A 24757-nucleotide genomic window follows, 5' to 3' on the forward strand; every position below is an offset into this window, starting at 1 on the left:
GCACACGGTTAGCAGCGTGTCAACTTGACTGAGAGCGCTCTCGCGCTACGGTCGGTTGGGCGGTGTTCGACGTCCCGTCATCCGGCGACCCTAAGGTGGCCCGCCATGAGACCTTTCGCCATCTTGACGTGCACCGGCCTCCTGGCCCTCGGCGCCGCCGCGGTCCCGGCCGCCGAGACCGGCCCCGGCCGTGAGCAGGACTCCGGTGGCGAGCGGGGTTACGGCGGGAAGCCGCAGTACGGCCGGGCCGCCCTGGCCGGGTTCGCCTCCCTGCCCGCGCAGACCTATGTGCCCGGCAGCGCCGACTTCCTGTTGCGCGTGCACCACGTGCGCCCCGACTTCCGGGCGAAGACGGTGACGGTGGCGGGCGGCGTCAACCTGTCCGATCCGCGCGGGCTGGTGCCGTTCCCCTTGACGCGCCCCGACCGCACGCTGACCGGCGCCGACTTCGACGTGGAGTCGATCGTGCGCTCCGCCGACGGCAGCTACTGGTTCGGCGACGAGTTCGGCCCCTTCCTCCTGCACGCCGACTCCCGCGGCCGGCTCGTCGACGCCCCGGTGCCGCTGCCCGGCGTGAAGTCGCCCGACCATCCGGCGCCGGGCGGCGAGCAGCCGAACCTCGGCCGCAGCAAGGGCTTCGAGGGCATGGCCCGCTCGGTGGACGGCCGCCGCCTCCACCCGCTGCTCGAGGGCACGGTCACCGGCGATCCGGCGGGCTCGCTGCGCATGTACGAGTACGACCTGCGCCGCCGGACCTACACCGACCGCCGCTGGACGTACCGCCTGGAGGACCCCTCGCACGCGATCGGCGACGCCGTCGCCGTGGACCGCCACCGCTTCCTCATCATCGAACGCGACAGCCTGCAGGGCGCCGCGGCCCGCTTCAAGCGCGTCTACCTGGCCGACACCCGCGACAGGGACGGTGACGGCGCCCTCGACAAGACCCAGGTGGCCGACCTGCTCGACCTGGCGGCGCCCGGCGGCGGCACGTTCACCTTCCCGTTCCAGACCATCGAGGACGTCATCATCCTCGACGACCGCACGCTCGGGATCCTGAACGACAACAACTTCCCGTTCTCCTCCGGCCGCACGCCGGGCGCGCCGGACCCGAACGAGTTCATCAAGGTACGGCTGACGCGCGGCCTGAACGCCGACCCCCGCGTCTACCTCTGATCAGGGGTGTGCAGGGTGCCGGACTGGGGGTCGAAGACGACCAGGCCGTGGCGGCCGGCCAGGTCGAAGACGGTCCGGCACACCTCGGCCGCCCTGGGGAAGACGGCGCTGGCCAGCACGGTGTCGTCGGCCACGGTCAGCGGCTCCGCCCAGGGGGAGGCGGCGTAGTTGTCGGCCGTCAGGTCGGGGTAGCGGGCGGTCAGGTCGTCGAGGAAGGCGGCCACCTCGGCCCGGGGAGCCTCCACCGGCTCGGCCGTACTCTCGCACCAGTCGAGGAACTTGGCCGTGGCCCGCAGTGGCGTGATCGGCTCGTCCTCGAACCACACGGCCAGATCGAAGCTCATCCCACGGAGCCTAGCCGGGCGACCCGGTTGCGTACTCCCTCGAAGTGCGCCTGGAGGGCGGCGATCGCGGCGGTTTTGTCGCCGGCGGTGACGGCGGCGTAGATGTCGCGGTGGCGGCGGGCCACGTCGAGCGGAGGCTCGTCGGGGGTGCCGACCTCGTCGCGCAGCTGGTGGTAGACGTCCCAGAACGCGCCGAGCAGCTGGCTGACCAGGGGGTTGCCGAGGGGCCGGTAGAGGACGTCGTGGAAGAGGCGGTCGATCTCGGGGGAGACCTCGCCCTTCTCGGCCTCGGCCTCCATCCTGGCCATCACGTCGGCGGCGGCCGACAGGTCGGCGTCGGAGCCCATGTCGATGAGCTTCTGCACCAGCCCGGTCTCGAGGAGTTCGCGGATCTCGACGAGGTGGGCGAGGTGGCCGCGCCCGGTGATGCGGCCGTGGAAGGTGAGCTCGTCCACCAGCCCGGCCAGCGACATGCGGCCGACGAACATGCCGAAGCCGTGCCGGATGTCCACGATGCCCACCGCCTGCAGTGCCTTGAGCGCCTCCCGGACCGAGTTGCGGCTGATGCCCAGCTCCTCCATGAGTTCCGACTCGGTGGGGAGCGGGTCGCCGGCCACGAGACGCCGCCGGAGAATGATCTCCTTCACGGCTTCCTGGGCCTCGACGGCTCGGCTCAGTCGCGGACGCATGTATAGCCCTCCTAAGCGATCACTGCGTAACTTTCCGGTATCCATCCGTTGACCGCAAGCCGTCTGTCCGCTTAGCGTCACCGTTACGCACAAGATAGGACATGGGATGTCCCATGTTCTATCTCCCTCCCCGAAGGAGGTTAACCGTGAGCTCCGAGTTCACCCGCCGTGACTTCCTGCGCCACACCGGCACCGCGGCCCTCGTCGCCGCCACCCTCTCGGCCTGCTCCGGCGGCCCCGCCTCGACCGGCTCGGTCGGCGCCGGATCGGACAAGGACCTGATCACCGCGGTCATCGGCTACGGCAACGACCAGAGCTGGGACCCGACCCAGACGGCCTCGGCCTTCGCCATGGCCGGCATCACCCACATCTACGAGGGCCTGCTCGACACCGACCCGATCACGCGGGAGCCGTACCCCGCGCTGGCGACCGCGCTGCCCGCGGACCTCAGCGCGACCACCTGGGCCTTCACCCTCCGCGACGGCGCGACCTGGCACGACGGCAAGCCGGTCACCGCCGACGACGTGGTCTTCACCTTCGAGCGCGTCCTGGACCCGCAGGCCAACGTGCTCATCGGCAACTTCTTCCGCGCCTGGCTGAAGGAGGTGAAGAAGACCGGCGACCGCGCGGTCGAGCTGGTCTTCAAGTTCCCCTTCCCGGACGCCGCGGCCCGGCTGACCATCGCCAAGATCATGCCCAAGCACGTCTTCGGCCAGCCGGGCGGCTGGGACCAGGCCAAGGGCGGCAAGGCGGTCGGCTCAGGGCCGTACAAGATGGTGGCGCACAACCCGAAGTCCAACACCACCTTCGAGGCGCACGCCGCCTACAACGGCCCGCGCCCGGCCACCGCCAAGCGGATGAACTGGCTGACGATCGTGGACGCCGCCGCCCGCGTCGCCAAGATCTCCGGCGGCGCCGCCGAGGCGCAGATCGCCGACAACATCCCCTACGCCAACATCGACCGCCTCAAGGGCCAGGGGCTGACCGTCGAGGGCGGCAAGGGCATGAACCACCTGTTCCTCATGTTCAACACCGCCGCCAAACCCTTCGACGACGTGCGCGTACGGCAGGCGCTCCACTACGCCGTCGACCGGCGCAAGATGATCGACGTGGCGCTGAAGGGCCACGGCACGCCCTCCAGCTCCTTCCTCAACGAGGGCCACCCGGACCACCGCCCGGCGAAGGTCGTCTACGACTACGACCCGGAGAAGGCCAAGGCGCTGCTCAAGGAGGCGGGCGTCGGCAACCTGACGGTCAACCTGATGGCGGTCAACGTGAGCTGGCTGGCCGACTGCCTGCCCACGATCGCCGCCTCCTGGGAGGCGATCGGGGTGAGGACCACGCTGGAGCCGCAGGACACCGCGGCGTTGTTCACCAAGATGGACCAGTTCCAGGACTACCAGGTGGTCGCGGCGGCCTCGAACCCCAACCAGTTCGGCATGGACGCCGACCTGATCCTGCACTACAACTACGTGCCCGGCGGCCTGTGGATGAAGTACTCCCACTGGGAGCAGAGCAAGGACGCCAAGGACCTGTTCGCCCTCATGGACCAGGCCACCCAGGAGCCCGAAAAGGCCGCTAAAACCGCCTTAATCCACAAATATCTGGACGTGATCGCCGAGCAGGCCGTGCTCTACCCCGTCGTCCACACCGAGCTCATGACCGCCTGGGACCCCAAGAAGCTCTCCGGCGTCCGCGCCCAGCCCTACCCCGGCATCAACCTCCTGCAGGCCAAGAGGACATGACCCTCGTCGCCCGGATGCTGGCCCGCCGCATCCTCATCCTCATCCCGCTGCTGCTGGGCGTCATCGCCTTCGTCTTCATCGTGATGCGCTTCTCCTCCAGCAAACCCGAGTACGCCTACTTCCAGGGCGCCAACCCCACCGCCGAGCAGATCCGCCAGTTCCAGCTGGAGAACGGCCTGCTCGACCCGCTGCCGGTGCGCTACCTGCGCTTCGTCGGCGAGCTGGCCGCCGGCGACATGGGCACCAGCGTGCTCACCAAGAAACCGGTCCTGGACTCGGTGCTCACCGCGCTGCCGCTGACGCTCCAGCTCACCCTGCTCGGGCTGGGCGTCGCGGCCGTGCTGGCGCTGGTGTTCGGCGTCACCGCGGCCCTCTTCCGCGACCGCTGGCCCGACCAGCTCATCCGGGTCGTCTCGCTGGTCGGCGTGGCCGCCCCCGCGTTCTGGCTGGCGTTGCTGATGATCCAGTGGCTGGCCGTCGGCGAAGGACTCTTCCCGAGCGGCGGCTACATCAACCCGGCCGACTCCACCGCGGGCTGGCTGCGCTCGATGACCCTGCCCGCGCTCTCGCTCTCGCTGCCCGTCGCCGCCCAGCTCACCCGGATCATCCGCACCTCCATGGTCGAGGAACTGGACCGCGACTACGTCCGCACCGCGATCGGCAGCGGCCTGCCACCCGTCGTCGTGGTCGGCCGCAACGTGCTGCGCAACGCCCTCATCAACCCGCTCACCGTGCTCGGCCTGCGCATCGGCTACCTCATCGGCGGCGCGGTCGTGATCGAGCAGATCTACGGCCTGCCCGGCATGGGCCAGCTCATGATCAACGCGGTCCGCGACGGCGACCCGGCGGTCGTCCAGGGCGTGGTGCTCACCATCGCCGTCGGCTTCATGCTCGTCAACCTGCTCGTGGACGTCCTCTACCTGCTGGTCAACCCCCGCCTCAGGAGCGCCGCATGAGACGCCTGCCCCCGCTGTCGTGGGCCGCCGTCGCCGTCGTCGCGCTGGTCGTGCTCGCCGCCCTGCTCGCGCCCTGGCTGGCCCCGCACTCGCCGTACTTCCAGGAGGCCGCGGGCGGCGGCCCGTCGGCCGCGCACTGGATGGGGCTCGACAGCGCCAACCGCGACATCCTGTCCAGGCTGCTGTACGGCGCGCGGTGGTCGCTGCTCATCGGCCTGGGCGCCACCGGCCTGGCGCTGCTGGCCGGAGCGGTCATCGGCGCCATCGCGGCCACCTCCGGCAAGGCCGTGGACGAGACCCTCATGCGCGCCCTCGACGTGATCATGGCCTTCCCCGGCATCGCCCTGGCCGCCGTGCTCGTCGCCGTCTTCGGCGGCAGCGTCCCGGTGCTCGTCTTCGCCATGGCCTTCCTGTACATGCCGTCCGTGGCCCGCGTCGTGCGCGCCAACGTGCTGGCCCAGTACGGGGAGGACTACGTCGCCGCCGAACGCGTCATCGGGGCCCGCACGCCGTACATCGTGATCCGGCACGTCGCGGTCAACACCGCCGCGCCCGTGCTGGTGTTCTGCACGGTCATGGTGGCCGACGCGATCGTCTTCGAGGCGTCGCTGTCGTTCATCGGCGCCGGGGTGCGCCCGCCGAACCCCTCCTGGGGCAGCGTCATCGCCGACGGCAAGAACATGGTGCTGATCGGCGGCTGGTGGGCCACCGTCTTCCCCGGGCTGCTGATCCTGCTCACCGTGCTCGCGCTCAACATCCTGTCGGAGGGCATCTCCGACGCCTGGGCCGCGCCCGCCGCCCGCGATCGGGGGCGGCCCGACCGGGCGCAGGACGCCTTCGAGCGGGCCGTCCCCGGCTCCGGCCGGGTCGTCGAGCTGCCGGGGCTGGAGGAGGCCGCCCGCCGTCTGGCCGAACGCGCGCGCCCGCGCCCCGAAGGCCCGCCGATCCTGTCGGTGGAGAACCTCGCCATCGGCTTCGAGCACCGCCACGGCGGCGTGGACATCGTGGACCGCGTCTCGTTCGAGGTGCGCCCCGGCGAGGTGCTCGGGCTGGTCGGCGAGTCCGGCTGCGGCAAGTCGCTGACCGCGCTGGCGATCATGGGCCTGCAGCCGCGCGAGGCCAGGGTACGCGGGCAGATCCGCTTCGCCCAGCGCGAGCTCATCGCCCTGCCGCGCCGCGCCAGGAGGCGGCTGCTCGGCCACGAGATGGCCATGATCTACCAGGACGCGCTGTCCTCCCTGAACCCCGCCATGACCGTCCGCGCCCAGCTCAAGCAGCTCACCCGGCGTGGCGGCCGGCGCACGCCCGCCGAGCTGCTGGCCCTGGTCGGCCTCGACGCCGGCCGTACCCTCTCGTCCTACCCGCACGAGCTGTCCGGCGGGCAGCGCCAGCGGGTGCTCATCGCGATGGCGCTCTCCCGCGAGCCCAAGCTGATCGTCGCCGACGAGCCCACCACCGCGCTCGACGTCACCGTGCAGGCCCAGGTCATCGAGCTGCTGCTGAGCCTGCGCGAGGAGCTCGGGTTCGCGCTGATCCTCGTCTCGCACGACCTCGCGCTGGTCGCCGACGTGACCGACCGCGTGGTCGTCATGTACGGCGGGCAGATCGCCGAGACCGGCGCCACCGCCACGCTGGTCGGCGCCCCGGCCCACCACTACGCCCGGGGCCTGCTCGGCTCGGTGCTGTCGCTGGAGGCGGGGGCGGAACGCCTCACCCAGATCCCCGGCGTGGTGCCGTCGCCGGCGGGCTTCCCCGCGGGCTGCCGCTTCGCCGACCGGTGCCCGATGGCGGGGCCGGAGTGCCGGGAGACCCGTCCCACGCTGGAAGGGGACGTGCACGTCCACGCCGTCGCCTGTCACCACCCCGCCCTCGCGCAGGCAGGAGCCGATCATGCCTGACCCGATCGAAGTCCAGGCCGAGCTCCGCGGGGTGCACGTCGTGCACAAGGCGCGCTCCGGCGGCCTGTTCACCCGCGACCGCGTCTACGCCCTGACCGGCGCCGACCTGGCCGTCTCGCCCGGCGAGACCGTGGGGATCGTGGGCGAGTCGGGGTGCGGGAAGTCCACGCTGGCCAGGGTCCTGGTCGGGCTGCAGCGGCCGGCGCAGGGGACGGTAAGGCTTCGGGGGCAGGATCTGTGGGCGATGAAGGAGGGCGAACGCCGCGAGCTCATCGGCACCGGCGTTGGCATGATTTTTCAGGATCCGGCCACGGCGCTCAACCGGCGGCTCCCGGTCGGCCGGATCCTGCGCGACCCGCTCGACGTGCACCGGCGTGGCACCCCGGCACAGCGGGAGGAGCGGGTCAAAGAGCTGCTCGACCTGGTCGGCCTGCCGCCGAGCGCCGCCGGCGCGCTGCCCGGCCAGCTGTCGGGCGGGCAGCGGCAGCGGGTCGCCGTGGCCAGGGCGCTCGCGCTGGAGCCCGGCCTGGTCATCGCCGACGAGCCGACCAGCGCCCTGGACGTCTCCGTCCGGGCCCAGGTCCTCAACCTGCTGCTCGACCTCAAGGCACGGCTGGGCCTGGCGCTGGTCTTCGTCTCGCACGACATCCAGACCGTGCGGCGGATGAGCGACCGGGTCGTCACGATGTACCTCGGCCGGATCGTCGAGCAGGGCCCCGCCGACGGGGTGCCCGGCCGGGCCCGGCACCCCTACACGCGGGCGTTGTTCTCCGCCACGCCCGGCCTCATCTCGCCCATCACCCCGATCCCGCTGGTCGGCGCCGTGCCCTCGGCGACCAGGCCGCCCAGCGGCTGCCCGTTCCGCACCCGGTGCTGGCGGGCAGATGACCTCTGTGCCGCGGAGATGCCCGCCGTACAGGAGGAGGACGGGCACCTCTTCCACTGCCATCACCCCGTGACCGCGGGGGCGACGGACCTCGACCTGATCCAGGAGCGCGCATGACCGTGCCGTTGACCGGGGTGATCCCACCGGTGTGCACCCCGATGACGCCCGGCCACGAGGTGGACGCCGCCTCGCTGGTCCGGCTGGTGGACCATCTGCTGGAGGGCGGCGTGGACGGCTTGTTCGTGCTCGGCTCCTCCTCGGAGGCGGCGTACCTGACCGGCGCGCAGCGCGCGCTGGTGCTGGAGACGGTCGCCGGGCACGTGGGCGGGCGGGTTCCGGTGCTGGCCGGGGTGATCGACATGACCACGCCCCGGGTGCTGGAGCACGCCCGCGCAGCCGTCGCCGCCGGGGCCGACGCCCTGGTCGCCACCGCGCCCTTCTACACCCGCACCCATCCGGCCGAGATCCGCGACCACTTCCGCATCCTCGCCGACCGGGCCGGGCTGCCCGTCTACGCCTACGACCTGCCCGTCTCCGTCCACACCAAGCTCTCCGCCGACCTGCTGCTGGACCTGGCCGCCGAGGGCGCGCTGGCCGGGGTGAAGGACTCCAGCGGCGACGACGGGGCCATGCGCCAGGTCATCCTGCGCCGCCCGGCCGGGTTCAGCGTGCTGACCGGCTCGGAGCTGACCGTGGACGCGGCGCTGTGGATGGGCGCCGACGGCGTCGTGCCGGGGCTCGGCAACGTCGATCCGCACGGTTACGTCCGCCTGGTCGCCGCCGCGGCCCGGGGGGACTGGGCGGCGGCCAGGGAGGAGCAGGAGCGGCTGGCCCGGCTGTTCGAGATCGTCCGGGTCGGCGGCCCGCGCATGGGCGCCAGCTCGGCCGGGCTCGGCGCCTTCAAGGCGGCGCTGTTCCTGCGCGGCGTCATCGACCACCCGGTCACCGCGCCGCCGCAGATCCCGCTGAACGCCGACGAGCACGCCAGGATCGGCAAGCTGCTGGCGGCGGCGGGGCTGTTGGTCCCCGGCACGGGCACGTGATTGGTCTTGCCGATCGGCCGCGCGCGCAGCAGGGTGTCGTCTCATGAACTTCCAGCACGCCGCCGCCATGTGGTCGGCCCACCCGGACCTGGTCGCCGGGGTCGTCCGTGCCGACGGCCTGAATCCGGACGCGCAGGTCGACGCGCCGGTCGCCCGCTACTGGGCGCGTGCCGCCGAGCGGCTGGCCGGGGGGAACGAGTCCGAGCTGCCGGAGATCCAGGCGTGGCGGCGCACGTTCGCCGCGATGGGGCTCAAGCCCACCCAGTACCGCTGCGCGTCGGAGGCGTTGCTGCGCCGCTTCCGCCAGCAGGGCGAGGTGCCGCGCATCCATCCGCTCATCGACCTGTGCAACGCGATCTCGCTGGCCTTCGCCATCCCGGTGGCCGCGATCGACGTGGAGCGCGTCTCGGGCGACCTGACGGTACGGCACGCGTACGGCGACGAGCGTTACGAGACGTTCGCCGGCGACGTGGAGAACCCCTTGCCGGGCGAGGTCGTCTTCGCCGACGCCACCGGCCGCGCGCACGCCCGCCGCTGGACCAACCGGCAGAGCGGCTACTCGGCGGTCAGGAAGGAGACCACCTCGGTCCTGATCGTCGCCGAGGCGGTCCACGAAACGGCCGCGGCCGACGTCCCGGAGCTGGTGCGCACGCTGGCCGGCGAGCTGACCGCCGTCTGGGGGACCACCCCGGCCACCGCCGTCCTGACCCCGGAGGCTCCGCGCTTCACGGCCTGAGGTCAGGAGGGCAGTCGGCCGACGAAGCGCGCGGTGCCGGTGGCGTGCAGGTCGGCCTCGACGCGGGCGGCCGCGGCCACCAGTGAGGGCAGCAGGTCGCGCCGCGCGGAGTCGGGCGTGGTACGGCTGGCGTGGGTGGACACGTTGACCGCCGCCACCACCTTCCCGGTGGCGTCGCGGATGGGGGCGGCCAGCGAGCGCAGCCCCTCTTCCAGCTCCTGGTCGACCATGGCCCAGCCCTGGGCGCGGACCCGGTCCAGCTCGGCCCTGAGCTGGATGGGGGAGGTCAGCGTCCGGGAGGTGTGGCGGCGCAGCGTCGCCCGGGCGAAGTAGGCGTCCAGCTCGGCCGGCGGCAGCCAGGCCAGCAGCACCCGGCCCATCGAGGTGGCGTGGGCGGGGAAGCGGGTGCCGATGCTGATGGTCACGCGCATGATGCGCGAGGTGGCCACGCGGGCCACGTACACGACGTCCTCCTGGTCGAGCACGGCCACGGAGGTGGACTCGTGCACCTCGGCGACGAGGCGTTCCAGGTGCGGCTGGGCCAGGTCGGGCAGCGACAGGCTCGACAGGTAGGCGTAGCCCAGCTCCAGCACGCGCGGGGTGAGCGTGAAGAACCGCCCGTCCGTGCGCACGTACCCCAGGTCAGCGAGCGTGAGCAGGAACCGGCGGGCCGCCGCCCGGGTGAGCCCGGTCGCCCGGGCCACGTCGGCCAGCGTCAGCGCCGGGTGCTCGGCGTCGAACGCGCGGATCACCGACAGCCCCCGGGCGAGCGACTGCACGTGCTCTGATGCCCGGTTGTCGGAAGTGTCCTTACTTACCATGAGGTAACTATAGGACGCGTTCGCCATCCGTACTTTCGTATGGATAACGAACATTGACGCCGTCGCTTTCGCCTTTTACGGTCACGACAACGCACACTGTGCGAACGATCGTGCGGCATACGAACACTGAGGCGATGATGCAGACGGTCCGAGACGCCACCTTCGACGTGCTCCGGCGCTACGCCCTGACCACCCTGTACGCCAACCCGGGCTCCACCGAGGTCGCCCTCCTCGCGGACCTGCCCGACGACCTGACCTTCGTCCTCGCCCTGCACGAGGGATCCGTGGTCGGCATGGCGACCGGCCAGGCCATCGCCACCGGTCGCCCGGCGCTGGCGATCCTGCACACCACCGCCGGCCTCGGCAACGCGGTCGGCGCCCTGGCCACCGCCCGCGTCAACCGCGCCCCGCTCGTCGTCCTCGTCGGCCAGCAGGACCGCCGCCACCTGGCTCTCGAACCGTTTCTGACCGGCCAGCTCGACGGCCTGGCCGGCGACTACCCCGTCTGGACCCATCAGCCCGCCCGCGCCCAGGACGTGCCCGGCGCCGTCGCCCGCGCCTGGCACGAGGCGCAGACCGGCCGCGGACCCGCCCTCGTGGTGGTCCCGATGGACGACTGGCTCTGCGTCATGCCGCCCGACCAGGTCGTCGCCGCCCCGCAGACCCTCCTGCGCCCCGTGGCCGCCGCCGACGAGGCCGGGGCGTCCCTGGCCGGCCTGCTGGCGCAGTCCGTCGCGCCCGTGCTGGTCGTGGGCGCCGGCGCCGACCACCCGCGCACCTGGAGCGCGCTCGTCGCGCTGGCCGAGCGGCTGTCCTGCCCGGTCTGGCAGGAGTCCTTCGGCGCCAGGGCCGGCTTCCCGCAGGACCATCCCCTGTACGCGGGCGTCCTGCCCGCCGGACGGGCCCAGCAGCGCAACGTGCTCTCCGCCCACGACCTGGTGCTGGCCGTCGGCGCCCCCGTCTTCCGCCACTACCCCTACCAGCCCGGCCACCTCCTCACCCCGGGCACCCGGGTCGCCGTCATCACCGACGACCCCGCCGAGGCCCACCGCGCCCCCGCCGACCTGGCCGTGCTCGCCTGCCCCGCGATCGTCGTGGAGCACCTGGCCGCCCGCCTCCCGCAGCGCCCCTGCCGCACGGACGAGCCGCCGCCGGGCAGGCGGGAGACGATGGCCGCGCCCGAGGTGGGCGAGCCGCTGCGGGCCGGACACGTGCTCGCCGCCCTGGCCGTACGGCTGGCCCCGGAGACCATCGTGGTCGAGGAGACGCCCTCGTCCCGGCCGGAGTTGCACCGGCTGCTGCCCGCCAGGCGGCCCCTGGGGTTCGTCTCGGCGGCCATGGGCGGGCTCGGGTTCGCGCTGCCCGCGGCGATCGGGCTGCGGATGGCGCTGCCGGAGCGGCCGGTGGTCGCCGTGCTTGGGGACGGCTCGGCCATCTACGGCATCCAGGCGCTGTGGAGCGCGGCCCGCTACCGCGTGGGGGCGTTGTTCGTCGTGCTGGCCAACGGCAGGTACGCCGTCCTGGACCGGCTGGCGGAAACCGCCGACGCCGGCAAACCGCCGTGGCCCGCCTTCGAGGAGGTCAGCCTGAGCGGCCTGGCCACGTCCTTCGGCTGCCCCGCCCGCCGCATCACCGCCCACGACGAGCTCCTGGACGTGCTCAACGACGTCGTCCCGAGCCTGCCCGACCGCACCCAGCCCCTCCTCCTCGACATCGCGGTGGCGCCCGACCACCACTTCCACCCGTAAGGAGTACGTCCCCATGACCCTGCTCGACCCGGCCACCTGGACGGGCCGCCTGTTCGGCGGCCGGTGGACGGAAGCCGCCACCACCGCACCCGTGATCGAACCGGCCACCGGCGCCCGCCTCGGCACCGCCGGCCTGGCGACCAAGGACGACGTCGCGGCCGCCGCACACCGCGGCTCCGCCGTACAGCGGGAATGGGCCCGCACGAGCTTCGAGGAGCGCGCGGCGGTGCTGCGCCGCGCCGGACTGGCCTTCGAGCAGCACGCGGCGGAACTCCACGAGTGGATCATGCGTGAGTCCGGCGCCATCCGCGGCAAGGCCGGGTTCGAGACCCACGTGGCCGCCCAGGAGTGCTACGAGGCGGCGGCGCTGGCCTCACGGCCCCCGGGCGAGGTGCTGCCGACGGCCAAGCGGCGGCTGAGCCTGGCCAGGCGGGTGCCCGCGGGCGTCGTGGGAGTGATCGCGCCGTTCAACGCGCCGCTCATCCTCGCCATCCGCTCGGTCGCGCCCGCGCTGGCCCTCGGCAACGCGGTCGTCCTCAAACCCGATCCGCGCACCGCGGTCTGCGGCGGGGTGGCCCTGGCGCGGGTCTTCGAGGAGGCGGGACTGCCGGAGGGGCTGCTGCACGTGCTGCCCGGCGGCCCGGACGTGGGCCGGGCGCTGGTCGAGGAGCCCGGCGTGCGGGTGATCTCGTTCACCGGCTCCACGGCCGCCGGACGCCAGGTGGGGGAGCTCGCGGCCCGCCACCTCAAGCGGGCCCACCTGGAGCTGGGCGGCAACTCCGCGCTGATCGTCCTGCCCGACGCCGACCTCGAGCGGGCGGTCTCGGCGGGCGCCTGGGCCTCCTACTTCCACCAGGGCCAGATCTGCATGACCGCGGGCCGCCACCTCGTGCACGCCGCCGTCGCCGGGGAATACGTGGAACGGCTGGCCGCCAAGGCCGGCGAGCTGACGGTCGGCGACCCGTTCACCCAGGACGTGGCGCTCGGCCCGCTCATCGACGCCGGGCAGCGCGACAAGGTGCACACGCTGGTCGGCGCGAGCGGCGGCAAGATCGCCGCGGGGGGCAGCTACGACGGGCTCTTCTACCGGCCGACCGTGCTCGCCGGCCTCACCCCCGACAGCCCCGCCTACGCCCAGGAGGTCTTCGGCCCCGTCGCGCCCGTCCTCACCTTCACCGACGAGGACGAGGCGGTCGCGCTGGCCGCCGGCAGTGAATACGGCCTGTCCCTGTCCATCCTCACCAGCGACGTCATGCGCGCCCTCGACCTGGCAGAACGCATCCCGACCGGCATCGTCCACATCAACGACCAGACCGTCGACGACGAAGCGGTCGCCCCCTTCGGCGGCGTCGCGGCCTCCGGCACCGGCGCCCGCTTCGGCGGCGGCGCCGCCAACGTCGAGGCGTTCACCGAAACCCGGTGGATCACCGTCCAGGGCCCGATCGAGACCTACCCGTTCTAGGAGGATCCCGCGTGAGCGATCGGACCCTGGTGCGGCGCGTCTTCGGCGTGGACGAGCTCGGCGTCGTGGTGGTGCTCGTCGTGCTCGTGGTGGCCATCGGCCTGTTCCACCCCGCCTTCCTGGACCGCGCGCAACTCATCGACGTCGTCCGGCAGGCCAGCTTCATCGCCGTGCTGGCCTGCGGCATGACCTACCTGCTCGCCATGCGCGAGCTCGACCTGTCCGTCGGCTCCACCTACGCCCTCAGCCTCATCGCGGCGAGCATGATGATGCGCTCCGGCGTCAACCCGTGGCTGGCCGCGGCAGGAGGCGTGGCGGCCGGCGCCGCGCTCGGCCTGGTCAACGGGGCGTTGTGCAACACCCTCGGCATCCCGTCGATCATCGCCACGCTGGGCACGCTGTCGGTCTTCCGCGGCGCCGCGCTGGCGCTGAGCGAGGGCCGCCAGGTGGGCGGGCTGCCCCGCGAGGACTCCTTCTTCGCCATCGTGGGCGGCGACCTGCTCGGCCTGCCCACCTCGATCTGGGTGCTGGCGGCGGTCGCCCTCCTGCTGACCGTCGTCTTCAAGGCCACGCCGTTCGGCTTCCGGGTGCGCGCGATCGGCTCCAACCCCGACGCCGCCCGCTTCTCCGGCATCTCCATCCCGCGCGTCCGCCTCCAGGTGCTCGTGCTCTCCGGCGCGCTGGCCGGAGTGGCGGGCGTGCTCACGCTCGGCTTCTTCGCCTCCGGCCAGCCGACCATCGGCCAGGGCTACGAGCTGCAGGCCATCGCCGCGGCGATCATCGGCGGCACCCCGCTGCGCGGCGGCTCGGGCACCGTCTGGGGATCGGTGCTCGGCACGGTGATCCTCGGGACGGTCGCCAGCGGCCTGGTGTACTTCGGCGTCCCGATCAACTGGAGCCTGTTCGCCACGGGCATCGTCATCCTCCTCGCCGTCGCGCTGGACGCGCTGCTGCGCCGCCGCGGCGCCGGCGAGCGCGCACCCACCCTCTAGGAGGCTCCCCATGAAACGTGCCCTGATCGGCATCCTCCTCCTGGCCACGGCCTGTTCGAGCGGGCCGGCCGCGCCCGGCCAGCCCAGGATCGGCTTCTCGCTGGCCACCACCGACTCCGACTTCGCGCAGGAGATGGCGGCCGGCGGCCAGTTCGGCGCCGACGCCGTCGGCGGCGTCCGGCTCCAGATCAGCGCCCCCAACGGGATCGACCCGCCCGCCCAGGTCAAGCTCTTCGGCGACCTCGGCCGCACCGCCCCCGACGGCATCGCGATCGAGGACCTGGCGCCCGAGCTGTTCGTGCGGCCGCTCGCCGACCTGGCGGCGCGCAAGATCCGGCTGGTCGGCGTGGACACCGTGCCCGCCCCCGGCAGCAACGTCGGCCTCTACGTCGGCAACGACAACCGGGCCGCGGGCCGCGAGCTGGCGCTGGAGGCCATCAGGCTGCTGCCGCCCGGCGCCGCCGGCGAGGTCGTGCTCGGCACCTCGGCCCCCGGCGTGCCCGTGCTGGACGAACGGGCCAACGGCATGAAGGAGGCGTTCGCCGAGAAGCTGCCCGGCGTGAAGGTGCTCGGGCCCTTCGACACCAAGAACGACCCCGCCTCCAACTACGACGCCTGGAACGGCCTGGTCAAGGCCCACCCCAAGGCGCTGGCCTTCCTCGGCACCGGCGATCAGGACGCCTACAACCTGGCCAAGGCCAAGCAGACCAACGGCGGCTCCTACCTCGTGGCCGCCTTCGACCTGGACCCCAAGTCGCTGGCCGCCGTCCAGGACGGCACCAGCTTCGCCCTCATGTCGCCCGAGCACTACTTCAAGGGCTACGTCGCCATCCGCATGCTCGCCGAGGCGGCCAAGGCGGGCAAAACCCTGCCCGAGGGCTGGGCGGACCCCGGGCACCTGCTCGTCACCAAGGCCAACGTCGCTGAGATCACCGCCCGGCAATCCTCCGACCAGGCCAAACGCGCCTGGCTGAGCTCCCGTGCCGAGTTGTTCTTCCGTGACCTCGCCGCCAAGCTGCGCCCGATGAGCGAGGCGAAGTAGCCGATGTACGTGGCCGAGGGCATCCGCAAGCGGTTCGGCGGCGTCGTCGCCCTCGACGGCGCCCGCCTGGACCTGCGCCCCGGCAGCGTGCACGCGCTGCTCGGCGAGAACGGCGCCGGCAAGTCGACGCTGGTCAAGATCCTGGCCGGGGCGCTCCCGCCCGACGAGGGCGAGCTGCGGCTGCGCGAGCGTCCCGTGCGCTTCGCCACCACCCGGGAGGCGGTACGGCACGGCGTCGCCGTCGTCTCCCAGGAACCCAGCCTCTTCCCCGACCTGGACGTGCTGGCCAACCTCTACCCCGCCTGCGAGCTGCGCCGGGCCGGACTCTTCCTGGACCGCCCGGCCATGGCCCGCAAGGCCGCGCCCGTGCTGGCCGAACTGGAGTTCACCCGCCCGCCCACGACCCGCGTCGGCGAGCTGAGCCTGGCGGAACGCCAGCTCGTCGAGATCGCCCGCGCCCTCCTGGAGGACCCCGCGGTCCTCATCCTGGACGAGCCCACCTCCGCCCTGCAGGCCGACGCCGCCGCCCGCCTCCTGCGCATCCTCGCGGCGCTGCGCACCCGCCAGGTCGCCGTCGTCTACGTCTCCCACGTGCTGGAAGAGGTGGTCCAGCTGTGCGACGAGGTCACGGTGCTGCGCGACGGCCGCAACGTGCTGACCGGGACGCCGATGGCGGAGCTGACCCTGGAGAAGATCGTCCACGCGATGGTGGGCAACCGCCCCGCCGCCCCCGCCACCCCGCCCCGAGGTACGGCGGGCGGCCCCGTGCTCCGGCTGGCCGGGGTCAGCGTGCCCGGCCGGCTCGACCAGGTGGACCTGTCCGCGGCGGCGGGGGAGATCGTGGGCCTGGCCGGCATCGCGGGCGCGGGCCAGCACGCCGTCCTGGAGGTCGTGTGCGGCCTGACCGCCCCTTCCGCCGGGGTGCTCACCTATCCAGGCGGCCATCCGCGACCCCGCGACCTGCGCCAGGCCGTCAAGGCCGGAGTGGCCGTCGTGCCCAGTGACCGCAGGCGCCTCGGCCTCATGCTCGACCGGCCCCTGTGGGAGAACATCGCCCAGGTCGACACCGTCGCGCTGGGCCGTACCGGCTGGTGGGTGCGCGCCCGGGACCTGCGCGAGCGGGCGGCGGCCGCGGCCCGGCGGCTGCGCATCGGCGCGGGGGACCCGGAACGCCCGGCCGGGCAGTTGTCGGGCGGCAACCAGCAGAAGGTCGTGTTCGCCAAATGGCTGGCCGCGGCGCCCGGGCTGGTGCTGCTCGACGATCCCACGCGGGGCGTGGACATCGGCGCCAAGGCCGAGATGCACGCCATCGTCCGCGAGCTCGCCGCCGAGGGCGGGATCGTCCTGCTCACCTCCACCGACCCGGCCGAGCTGGCCGGGCTCTGCGACCGCGTGCTCGTCTTCCGCCGGGGCCGGGTCGCCGCCGAGCTGTCCGGCGACCGGCTCAGCGAGTCCGCGATCCTGCACACCGCCCACGGAGCCAACCATGACGACGCCTCCTCCGGCCACGCCGACCCCGGCCCCGGCCATGCTGACTGACCGGACCGCGGTGGTGACCGGGGCGGCCAACGGGCTGGGCCGGGAGTTCGCCGCCGCCCTCACCGCCGCCGGAGCGCGGGTGGCCGGCTTCGACATCGCCGGGCAGGCGGAAACGGGCGCCCGGGCCGGAGAGCGGTTCACGCCGTACACCGTGGACGTCACCGACCCGGCCGCGGTCGCCCGTGCCCTGACGCTGGTGAACGCCGAACTGGGCGGCCCGCACCTGGTGGTCAACAACGCCGGCGTCTACCCGCCCATCCCCTTCGAGCAGACCAGCCTGGAAGACCTGCGGCGGATCCTGCGGGTCAACGTCGAAGGCCCGTTCGTGGTGACGCAGGCGGCGCTGCCGTACCTGCGGAGAGCGGGATGGGGACGTGTGGTCAACATCGCGTCCGGCGCCGTGTTCGTGGGGCCGCCCGACCTCGTCGCCTACACCGCCTCCAAGGCCGCGCTGATCGGCTTCACGCGGTCGCTGGCCACGCTCCTCGGCCCGGACAACATCACCGTCAACACCATCGCACCCGGCCTGACCAGGACCGAAACCGCCGCCCGCAGCACCGGCGCCGACGGCGGTTTCGAACGGGTCGCCGCCATGCAGCGCGTCCCCCGCGTCGAGGAGCCCGCCGACCTGGTCTCCACGCTGCTCTACGTGTGCGATCCGGCCAGCGGGTTCCTCACCGGGCAGACCCTGAACGTCGACGGAGGGGCGGCCTTCCTGTGAACGTCTTCGACCGGCTCGTGCCCGGCTCCGCGCAGGTCGGGGCGGAGGAGTACGCCGCCCGCACGGGGCGTCCCGGGCTGGGGGCCGCGCTCGCCGAGCTGTCCGGCGGCGACCTGGCGGCCCTGGCCGGCACCCCGGCCTTCGACCTCGTGCGAGCCGTGGCCATCGAGGCGTACTACGGCGACTACGCCAGCCCCGGATACACCGGGCAGACCGGGCACGAGGCGATCGGGTTCACGCCGCCGCAGGCCGTACGGCTGCGCAAGTCCTGGGAGTTCCTCGACGAGCGGCCCGTGCCGTACGCCGGGGACGACGAGGCCGACGTGATCGTCGTCGGCTCGGGCGCGGGCGGCGGCCTGATCGCCGCCGAACTCGGCCGGGCCGGGCTGGACGTCCTGCTGCTGGAGGCGGGCGAGCTGCACGGCGCCGCCGACCACACCCGCTTCGAACTGCGCGCCAACCACCGCCTGTGGTGGCCGGCCCGGTTCGCCGAGGTCGCCGGGGACCGCCCGCTGGCGTTGCTGTCCGGGCGCTGCGTGGGCGGCACCACCGTGATCAACACCAAGGTCGCCCTGCGGGCCCCCGACGACGAGCTCCCGTTCGCGCTGGGCCCCTACTACGACCGGGTCGAGGCCGCGCTGGGCGTGCGGGTGCGCGCCGACTGGCCGCCCAGCGTGCACCTGGTACGGCGTGGCTTCCAGGCCCTGGGCGCCGACCTGAAGCCGGTCGAGTCGTACACCGACTACACCTGCAGCCGGTGCGGTTCCTGCCTTCAGGGCTGCCCGACCAACGCCGGGCGCAACACGCTCAACACCTGGCTGGCCCCCGCCCTGGCCCGCGGCGAGATCCGGCTGCGGACCGGCGTGCAGGCCGACCGCCTCCTGATCTCGGCCGGCCGGGTCACCGGCGTGGCCCACGCGGGCGGCGTGGCCCGCGCCCCGGTCGTCGTGCTGGCCGCCGGCGCCCTGAACACCCCGCAGATCCTGCGCCGCACCCCCGGCTTCCCCGCCTTCCCCGGCACCCTGGGCCTGCACCCGGCCCGCCTGGTCTACGGCCTGTTCGACACGCCGCAGGACTGCCACATGGTCTACCCGATCACCGCTCACTGCCTGGACTTCCAGCGGGACTTCATCGTCGAGGCCACCACCATCCAGGACCCGGTCGCCTTCGCCGCCAGCCTCGTGGACTCCGCCGGCCTCCCGCTGTGGGGCCGGGCGCTGACCGAGGTCGTGCGCGACTACCGCCACTGGGCGGGGCTGCTCGTCATGGCCAACGACCTGAACACCGCCTCGGTGGCGCCCGGCGACGTCTTCCGCAAGAGCTTCACCGCGCTGGAACGCGAGCGCATGTCCGCCGGGCTGGCCTTCGCCGTCCGCGCTCTGGAGGCGGCGGGGGCCAAGCGCGTGGTGTGGACCGGCCTGTGCACCTCTCACGTCCAGGGCAGCGCGCCCATCGGCGGCGTCACGGACGAGAACGGCAGGGTCGAGGCCGTCGAGGGCCTGTACGTGGGTGACGCCTCCCTCATCCCGGTCTCGTTGTCGGTCAACCCGTCGCTGACGGTCATGGCGCTGGCCACCCGCGTCGCCGACGCCATCCGCGAACGGGCTCCGGGATGACCCGGGTTCCCGGATAATTGCTCACATGACCCCCAAGAGTGTGCCCGTCGGCATCGCGGTGGCCGCGATCGTCCTGGCGTTCCTGGTCACCTCGCCGTTCCTCATCGCCTCCCTGTGCGTGCTCGCCCTGGTCTGCCTCGGCTGGTGGTTCGTCCTGGAACGCAGCGACCGCGGCTAAACCCGTTGGCGGGGCGGGGAAGGGTGTTGGTAGCGTCGGCGGTGTCCAGCCGAGTGACCTAGGGGCCTGTGGGCCCGGGAGAGTGGTGTATGCCCCGGTCCGCGCCGAGCGCGCCTGCAGTGTCCGTGTCATTCGCCATGCTGAGTTAGGTCCGCTCGGCGCTTCCTTGCTGCTGTGTTCGTGAGGTAACGGCAAGGAGCCCTTCAACGTGTCCGACTGTTTCACCTGCCCGCTGTGCGGGCTCGCGCCGGGTGACCGGCGCAACCACTGCCCCGAGTGCCTGACCGGGGTGCATCCCGGCGACGGGGCGCGGATGGCGCCCATCGCCGTGGCCGTGCCGCGGGAGGGCGAATGGGTGATCGTCCACCGCTGCGAGAGGTGCGGGTGGCTGGCGTCCTCGCCCGCCCGCGCCGACGACAACGTGCTCATCCTCATGCGGATGGCGGTACGCCCGCTGGCCTCGCCGCCGTTCCCGTTCGAGATGTTCGGGCGGATGTGATGGCCAGGCAGCGGCGCCCGCAGCGGCGCAAGCAGCCCCGGGCCGGATCGTTCCGGTGCGCGGGGTGCAAGGCAGACGTGCCCATGGACGCCCCCGGCACCGCGCATCGCAACCACTGCCCCCAGTGCCTCACCAGCCTGCACCTCGACCGGCGGGTGCCCGGTGATCGCGACGCCGGGTGCGGCGGGCGGATGGAGGCGATCGGGGTCACCGTCAAGGGAGCGGGGGAGTGGATGCTCATCCACGAGTGCCGCCGGTGCGGCGGGCTCGGCGTCAACCGCATCGCGGGCGACGACAACGCCCTCACCCTGATGCGCCTGGCCATGCGGCCGCTGGCCGGGAGCCGGCTCAGCCTCTGAGCCCGGCGACCGGCTCGGTCATGGCCCGACGACCGCCGCGCCCGGCCTCGGCGCGGCGGCACGCGCCCCCGACCCCGGCGCGCGAGCAGGGTGCCGGCCAGGCGCGGCGAGGCGGCCATGAAGATGACCGTGAGCGGCACGAAGGCGAGCCCGGCGGCCGGCGCCGCATACCCGAGCACGTCCGAGCTCGGCCCCCTCGGACACCCGAAGGACACCCGGACGGCACACGAAAGCGGCCGGGCTCCCGTAGGAGCCCGGCCGCCGGTTTACGCGCTGACGGTGGCGCGCACTCTGGCTGACACCACGGCCAGCCAGATGAGCCCCAGCCCCGCTCCGGCAGTGAACGCCATCACGGTGGCCGAAGACCCGGCGAACCCGGCCAGCACGCCGACCGGCACGAGCCGGCAGGCGATCGCCCACCCGCGCTCACCCCGGGCGGCGAAGTGCCGGCCCATCACCACGAACGCCGCGCACAGCGACAGGAAGCCGACCATGGCCCCTGCCATGTGGATGGCGCCGGTGGTGCTGAGCAGCGCCGCCTGATCGGCGGCGTCGGGGAAGCCCGCCCCGGGGTCGGCGCTGAAGAACGCGCTGACCAGGAACGAGACCCCGAACACCGCCACCAGTCGAGGCGCCCACGTGCCGCCGGGGCCGCCCGTCAGTGCCCGGCACAGCCCGATCGAGGCGGCGATGGCCAGGCAGGCGGTGATGACGAAGCTGGTCACCTGGATCCAGCCGAGCTCGCCGAGGCTGAGCTGGCTGATGGCGTTGCGCGAGAAGTCGAAGGGCTCACGGGTGAGCCCCTGGACCAGCGCCACGCCCAGGAACCACGGGCCCGCGGCGATCCCGCAGGCCAGCAGGATCCTCGTCATGCCGGCCGGTAGGTCAGGTCGAGCACGCCGGTGGCGAAGGTGAGCGACTGGGTGAGCGTCAGCGGCACCCGGGCGCCCTCGGGGAACAGCCGGCGGCCGCTGCCCACGACGATCGGGTGCACCATCAGCCGCAGCTCGTCGACGAGCCCGGCCGCCAGCAGCGCCCGGGTGAGGGTGATGCTGCCGGTGACGTTGATGTTCGTGCCGGGCTCCTCCTTCAGCTGCTTGACGGCGGTGACGAGGTCGCCTTCGATCACGGTGGCGTTCTGCCAGCCCGGCTCCGTCATGGTGGTGGAGGCCACCACCTTGCGGATGCCGTTGATCGCATCGGCCATCTCGCCGCTCTGGTGCGGCCAGACCGCGGCGAACTCCGCGTAGGTCACCCGGCCCAGCAGCAGCGTGTCGGCCGCGGCCGACATCTCACCGACCGCGGCGCCCATCTCGCCGTCGAAGTAGGGGAAGTGCCACTCGGTGGGCGCCTCCACGACGCCGTCGAGCGATATGAACTGCGATGCCACAAGCTTGCGGCTCATGGATATCTCCTTAACGGTGTTTCTTTTCTGGTGACGCTGCGCGCAGCGTCCTGGTGTCCCCGAAGCCCGCCTCGCGCGCGGCGGCTTCGGTGGTCGATCCCTGCCGCGGGACGTGCCCGGCACGTTCCCGCCGCAGGGGCGTCTATGGGGCCGATCCGGCCTGCCCGTCGCGGAACACCTGCTTGACGAGGGCGTCGGTCAGCTTCTGGAAGTCCTTGGCCGGGCCTCTGGTGCCGAGTCCACCCAGGTCACCGAGGCGGTCAAGGTCTTGCTGCCGTCGGGCGAGCCGTACGAAGCCCGGGCCGGCGTGCTGTCAGGCGGCGTCGAGGGCTTCGGTGATCTTGCGGATCATGGCGGCCGCGGTGGGGCTGGGCCGGCCGTTCGCGGCCTGGGCGGCGGCTTCGACGGCGACGAGGACGGTGTCGCGGAAGTTGCCGGCCTCTGCCGGGTCCTGCTCGTTGAGCAGGCTCATGGCCGCCGTCAGCGCGGGCAGCACGTGGTCGGCGATCGCGGCCACGGACGTGCCGCTCACCTCGACGCCCGGCTTCTTCTCGGCCAGCACGTGCCCGACCGGGCCGGTGGCGGAGTACAGCGAGAGCGAGCCCGCGGTGGCGGCCTTGTGCGGCGAGCCGGCGACATCGGCGGCGGCCAGCAGGGTGACGGCGCCGTAGGCGGCCGTGCGGAGGGCGAGCTTGTCCTGGGCGGTAAGGGTGAGAGACATGATGGTGAGCTCCAAGAAGTCAGTCAGGGGATTCGGGCGGCTGAACCGCTCATGACAGCTACGATCGCGGGCCGTCCTGATAGCGGGCCGCCGCCGTCCTGACGTGGCCGCTGACACGGCACCGGGCCGCCGGGGTCATCCTTTTCCGATACGGCGGGCCCTGTCGCTCCCCGTGGTGTACACAGGTGTTCGTGAAAACCGCATCCTTAGCCGGCCGCCGCGTCCTCATCACGGGCGCGGCCGGCGGCATCGGCCGCGCGCTCGCCGTGTTCGCCGCCCGGAGAGGCGCCCTCCTCTTCCTCACCGACCTGCGCGCCGGGCCGCTCGGCGCGGTCGCCCGCGAGTGCGCGGCCGTGCACGCCAAGGCCGCCGACCTGGCCGACCACGGCCAGGTCAAGGACCTGGCCGCCGAGATCCACGCCGCCCACGGCCCCATGGACGTCGTCATGAACGTGGCCGGGATCTCCGCCTGGGGCACCGTCGAGACGCTCGAGCACCGGCAGTGGCGGGCCATGGTGGACGTCAACCTCATGGGCCCGATCCACGTGATCGAGTGCTTCCTGCCCGCCATGATCGCCGCCGGACGGGGCGGGCACCTGGTCAACGTCTCCTCCGCCGCCGGGCTCGTCGGCCTGCCCTGGCACGCCGCCTACAGCGCCGGCAAGTACGGCCTGCGCGGGGTCTCCGAGGTGCTCCGCTTCGACCTGCGCCGGCACGGCATCGGCGTCACCCTGGTCTGCCCCGGCGCGGTCGACACCGGGCTCACCGAGACCGTCGAGATCGCCGGGATCGACAAGGACGGTCGCCGGTTCCGGCGTCTTCAGGCACTGTTCCGGCGGCACGCGGCCCCGCCGTACCAGGTGGCGGAGACGATCATGCGGGGGATGGCGCGCGGGCGCTACCTCGTGCACACCTCCACGGCGGTGCGGCTGCTGCACCTGGCCGAGCGCGTGTGCCCGCCGCTCTACGTCGTCGTCATGCGGGCGCTGAACCGGCTCATCCACCGGATCGCCGCATGAGGCGGCACGGGGTGAGCGTGCCCGTCCGCGTCTTCAGCAGGCTGGCCGGGCGCGTGGCAGGGACCGGGCCGCCGAACCTGTTCCTCACGCTGGGACGGCACCGGCGGCTGTTCTGGGGCTGGCTGCACTTCGCCGGGCGGCTCATGCCCGGCGGGCGGCTGCCCCGGCGCCTGAGTGAGCTGGTCATCCTGCGGGTGGCCACGCTGCGGGAGTGCGCCTACGAGCTGGAGCACCACCGGCGGCTGGGCCGCCGCGCGGGCCTCACCGCCGCCGACCTCCGGCGGGTACGGCACGGCCCCGCGGCGCCCGGCTGGACGTGGCGCGAGCGGTTGCTCCTGAGCGCCGCCGACGAACTGCACGCCACCCGGGATCTGTCCGACGCGACCCGTCATGATCTTCTCGCCGCGTTCGGTGATACCGTGCTGATCGAGCTGGTGATGCTCGTCGGGCACTACGAGATGCTCGCCACGGCGATCACGGCCCTGCGCATCGCACCGGATCAGCCGCGGAGCGGAAGTGACTGACCACGACACCAAGACGGGCCCCCTGCCCAGCGGGCGGCACCACCTCAGCCGCGAGCAGGTCGTCTCCTCCCAGCGCGGCCGCATGCTCAAGGCCATGCGCGAGTCGATGATGGAGCGCGGCTACGTCGGCACCTCGGTCACCGACGTCGTCCGCCGCGCCGGGGTCTCCCGCGAGACGTTCTACCAGCAGTTCACTTCCAAGCAGGACTGTTTCGTCCAGGGGCTCGACGAGGCCATGGACACCCTGTCGGGCAACCTGCGCGCCGCCGGCTCGCGCTCCTTCCGCTCCTTACTCCGCGTCTACCTCAGGACGCTGGCCGCCGATCCCGCGCTGGCCAGGCTCTACCTCGTCGAGGTCTACGCCGCCGGGCCGGAGGCGATGGCCCGCCGTACCGCGAACCAGCAGCGCTTCGCCGGCGCGCTCGCGGAGATGTTCCAGGCCCGGACCGGCGAGCAGCGGTTCGCCTGCCTGGCGCTGGTCGCCGCCGTCGCCCAGCTCGTCACCGCGGCGCTGGTCCAGGGGGACATGGACGCGCTGCTGGCGCTGGAGGAGCCGCTGGCCGCGCTGGCCGAGCGGCTCCTGCCCGTCAGCAGCCGGGAATGACGGTGCCGATGCCCGAGGCAGGCCGGTGTTGCCGCGG

The 24757-nt window shown here is 73.0% G+C and carries 26 protein-coding genes; 20 read left to right on the forward strand and 6 right to left on the reverse strand.

Features of this window, described 5'->3' with window-relative positions; all coding sequences use genetic code 11:
• Positions 1 to 105: 105 nt before the first annotated feature.
• Positions 106 to 1173 (forward strand): esterase-like activity of phytase family protein, encoded by a 1068-nt coding sequence (locus tag FVE25_RS18170; RefSeq protein WP_157248133.1) that lies wholly within the window; start codon positions 106 to 108, stop codon positions 1171 to 1173.
• Here FVE25_RS18170 and FVE25_RS18175 read toward each other — a convergent pair.
• The gene (locus FVE25_RS18175; RefSeq protein ID WP_157248134.1) at positions 1164 to 1517 is read right to left on the reverse strand and encodes a hypothetical protein; all 354 of its coding nucleotides are present in this window, start codon (positions 1515 to 1517) and stop codon (positions 1164 to 1166) included. The two genes, FVE25_RS18170 and FVE25_RS18175, sit on opposite strands and share 10 nt — an antisense overlap.
• Entirely contained in the window at positions 1514 to 2206 is a 693-nt protein-coding gene (locus FVE25_RS18180; RefSeq protein ID WP_157248135.1) for a FadR/GntR family transcriptional regulator, read from the reverse strand. The genes FVE25_RS18175 and FVE25_RS18180 overlap by 4 nt, the downstream gene beginning before the upstream one ends.
• A gap of 146 nt (positions 2207 to 2352) precedes the next feature.
• On the opposite strand from FVE25_RS18180, the gene FVE25_RS18185 reads away from it, so the two are divergent.
• Genes FVE25_RS18185 through FVE25_RS18210 form a run of 6 tightly spaced genes read left to right on the forward strand, consistent with a single transcriptional unit; the run spans position 2353 to position 9470 of the window.
• Positions 2353 to 3951, forward strand: coding sequence for an ABC transporter substrate-binding protein (locus FVE25_RS18185; protein ID WP_219825535.1), 1599 nt, complete (start codon positions 2353 to 2355; stop codon positions 3949 to 3951).
• Positions 3948 to 4907: an ABC transporter permease gene (locus tag FVE25_RS18190; RefSeq protein WP_157248137.1), complete on the forward strand. Its 960-nt coding sequence runs from the start codon at positions 3948 to 3950 to the stop codon at positions 4905 to 4907. The genes FVE25_RS18185 and FVE25_RS18190 overlap by 4 nt, the downstream gene beginning before the upstream one ends.
• Positions 4904 to 6805 carry a dipeptide/oligopeptide/nickel ABC transporter permease/ATP-binding protein gene (locus FVE25_RS18195; protein WP_157248138.1) on the forward strand — a complete coding sequence of 634 codons (1902 nt, stop codon included), beginning with the start codon at positions 4904 to 4906 and terminating at the stop codon, positions 6803 to 6805. Before FVE25_RS18190 ends, FVE25_RS18195 begins: the two co-directional genes overlap by 4 nt.
• Positions 6798 to 7808: an oligopeptide/dipeptide ABC transporter ATP-binding protein gene (locus FVE25_RS18200; protein WP_157248139.1), complete on the forward strand. Its 1011-nt coding sequence runs from the start codon at positions 6798 to 6800 to the stop codon at positions 7806 to 7808. Before FVE25_RS18195 ends, FVE25_RS18200 begins: the two co-directional genes overlap by 8 nt.
• Complete coding sequence (locus tag FVE25_RS18205; RefSeq protein WP_157248140.1) at positions 7805 to 8734, forward strand: dihydrodipicolinate synthase family protein; 930 nt, start codon at positions 7805 to 7807, stop codon at positions 8732 to 8734. Before FVE25_RS18200 ends, FVE25_RS18205 begins: the two co-directional genes overlap by 4 nt.
• Before the next feature lie 43 nt (positions 8735 to 8777).
• Positions 8778 to 9470, forward strand: a complete 693-nt coding sequence (locus FVE25_RS18210; RefSeq protein WP_157248141.1) for a B3/B4 domain-containing protein — start codon at positions 8778 to 8780, stop codon at positions 9468 to 9470.
• A gap of 2 nt (positions 9471 to 9472) precedes the next feature.
• Here the strand turns inward: FVE25_RS18210 and FVE25_RS18215 are convergent, their stop codons facing one another.
• On the reverse strand, positions 9473 to 10291 hold the full coding sequence (locus FVE25_RS18215) for an IclR family transcriptional regulator (protein ID WP_157248142.1): 819 nt from the start codon (positions 10289 to 10291) through the stop codon (positions 9473 to 9475).
• Between the two features lie 134 nt (positions 10292 to 10425).
• On the opposite strand from FVE25_RS18215, the gene FVE25_RS18220 reads away from it, so the two are divergent.
• The 10 genes from FVE25_RS18220 to FVE25_RS18265 all read left to right on the forward strand — a co-directional run bounded on the left by FVE25_RS18220 (position 10426) and on the right by FVE25_RS18265 (position 20447).
• Positions 10426 to 12039, forward strand: coding sequence for a thiamine pyrophosphate-dependent enzyme (locus FVE25_RS18220; RefSeq protein WP_219825536.1), 1614 nt, complete (start codon positions 10426 to 10428; stop codon positions 12037 to 12039).
• A 13-nt stretch (positions 12040 to 12052) separates the two neighbouring features.
• Positions 12053 to 13501, forward strand: coding sequence for a benzaldehyde dehydrogenase (locus tag FVE25_RS18225; protein WP_157248143.1), 1449 nt, complete (start codon positions 12053 to 12055; stop codon positions 13499 to 13501).
• A gap of 11 nt (positions 13502 to 13512) precedes the next feature.
• On the forward strand, positions 13513 to 14493 hold the full coding sequence (locus FVE25_RS18230; protein WP_219825537.1) for an ABC transporter permease: 981 nt from the start codon (positions 13513 to 13515) through the stop codon (positions 14491 to 14493).
• A gap of 10 nt (positions 14494 to 14503) precedes the next feature.
• Positions 14504 to 15535 carry a sugar ABC transporter substrate-binding protein gene (locus FVE25_RS18235; RefSeq protein ID WP_157248145.1) on the forward strand — a complete coding sequence of 344 codons (1032 nt, stop codon included), beginning with the start codon at positions 14504 to 14506 and terminating at the stop codon, positions 15533 to 15535.
• A gap of 3 nt (positions 15536 to 15538) precedes the next feature.
• Entirely contained in the window at positions 15539 to 17074 is a 1536-nt protein-coding gene (locus FVE25_RS18240) for a sugar ABC transporter ATP-binding protein (protein WP_157248146.1), read from the forward strand.
• A complete protein-coding gene (locus FVE25_RS18245; protein ID WP_219825538.1) occupies positions 17022 to 17795 on the forward strand; it encodes an SDR family NAD(P)-dependent oxidoreductase in 774 nt (257 codons plus the stop codon). The genes FVE25_RS18240 and FVE25_RS18245 overlap by 53 nt, the downstream gene beginning before the upstream one ends.
• Positions 17792 to 19411: a GMC family oxidoreductase N-terminal domain-containing protein gene (locus FVE25_RS18250; RefSeq protein ID WP_181019623.1), complete on the forward strand. Its 1620-nt coding sequence runs from the start codon at positions 17792 to 17794 to the stop codon at positions 19409 to 19411. Before FVE25_RS18245 ends, FVE25_RS18250 begins: the two co-directional genes overlap by 4 nt.
• A 25-nt stretch (positions 19412 to 19436) precedes the next feature.
• On the forward strand, positions 19437 to 19589 hold the full coding sequence (locus FVE25_RS18255) for a hypothetical protein (RefSeq protein WP_157248148.1): 153 nt from the start codon (positions 19437 to 19439) through the stop codon (positions 19587 to 19589).
• A gap of 208 nt (positions 19590 to 19797) precedes the next feature.
• A complete protein-coding gene (locus FVE25_RS18260; protein WP_157248149.1) occupies positions 19798 to 20088 on the forward strand; it encodes an RNHCP domain-containing protein in 291 nt (96 codons plus the stop codon).
• On the forward strand, positions 20088 to 20447 hold the full coding sequence (locus FVE25_RS18265; protein WP_157248150.1) for an RNHCP domain-containing protein: 360 nt from the start codon (positions 20088 to 20090) through the stop codon (positions 20445 to 20447). The genes FVE25_RS18260 and FVE25_RS18265 overlap by 1 nt, the downstream gene beginning before the upstream one ends.
• A gap of 266 nt (positions 20448 to 20713) precedes the next feature.
• Here the strand turns inward: FVE25_RS18265 and FVE25_RS18270 are convergent, their stop codons facing one another.
• From FVE25_RS18270 to FVE25_RS18280, 3 genes are all read right to left on the reverse strand, one after another.
• Entirely contained in the window at positions 20714 to 21319 is a 606-nt protein-coding gene (locus tag FVE25_RS18270; protein WP_157248151.1) for a DUF998 domain-containing protein, read from the reverse strand.
• Positions 21316 to 21852 carry a dihydrofolate reductase family protein gene (locus tag FVE25_RS18275; RefSeq protein ID WP_157248152.1) on the reverse strand — a complete coding sequence of 179 codons (537 nt, stop codon included), beginning with the start codon at positions 21850 to 21852 and terminating at the stop codon, positions 21316 to 21318. Before FVE25_RS18275 ends, FVE25_RS18270 begins: the two co-directional genes overlap by 4 nt.
• 313 nt (positions 21853 to 22165) lie before the next feature.
• Complete coding sequence (locus FVE25_RS18280) at positions 22166 to 22573, reverse strand: hypothetical protein (protein ID WP_157248153.1); 408 nt, start codon at positions 22571 to 22573, stop codon at positions 22166 to 22168.
• 191 nt (positions 22574 to 22764) lie between these two features.
• Between FVE25_RS18280 and FVE25_RS18285 the strand changes: the two genes are divergently transcribed.
• The 3 genes from FVE25_RS18285 to FVE25_RS18295 are packed head-to-tail and all read left to right on the forward strand — an operon-like array spanning position 22765 to position 24720.
• The gene (locus FVE25_RS18285) at positions 22765 to 23592 is read left to right on the forward strand and encodes an SDR family oxidoreductase (RefSeq protein WP_157248154.1); all 828 of its coding nucleotides are present in this window, start codon (positions 22765 to 22767) and stop codon (positions 23590 to 23592) included.
• Complete coding sequence (locus FVE25_RS18290; RefSeq protein WP_157248155.1) at positions 23589 to 24116, forward strand: carboxymuconolactone decarboxylase family protein; 528 nt, start codon at positions 23589 to 23591, stop codon at positions 24114 to 24116. Before FVE25_RS18285 ends, FVE25_RS18290 begins: the two co-directional genes overlap by 4 nt.
• Entirely contained in the window at positions 24109 to 24720 is a 612-nt protein-coding gene (locus FVE25_RS18295) for a TetR/AcrR family transcriptional regulator (RefSeq protein WP_219825539.1), read from the forward strand. The genes FVE25_RS18290 and FVE25_RS18295 overlap by 8 nt, the downstream gene beginning before the upstream one ends.
• Positions 24721 to 24757: the final 37 nt, after the last annotated feature.

Origin of the sequence: Nonomuraea typhae (genome assembly GCF_009760925.1) — a bacterium.
GTDB lineage: Bacteria > Actinomycetota > Actinomycetes > Streptosporangiales > Streptosporangiaceae > Nonomuraea > Nonomuraea typhae.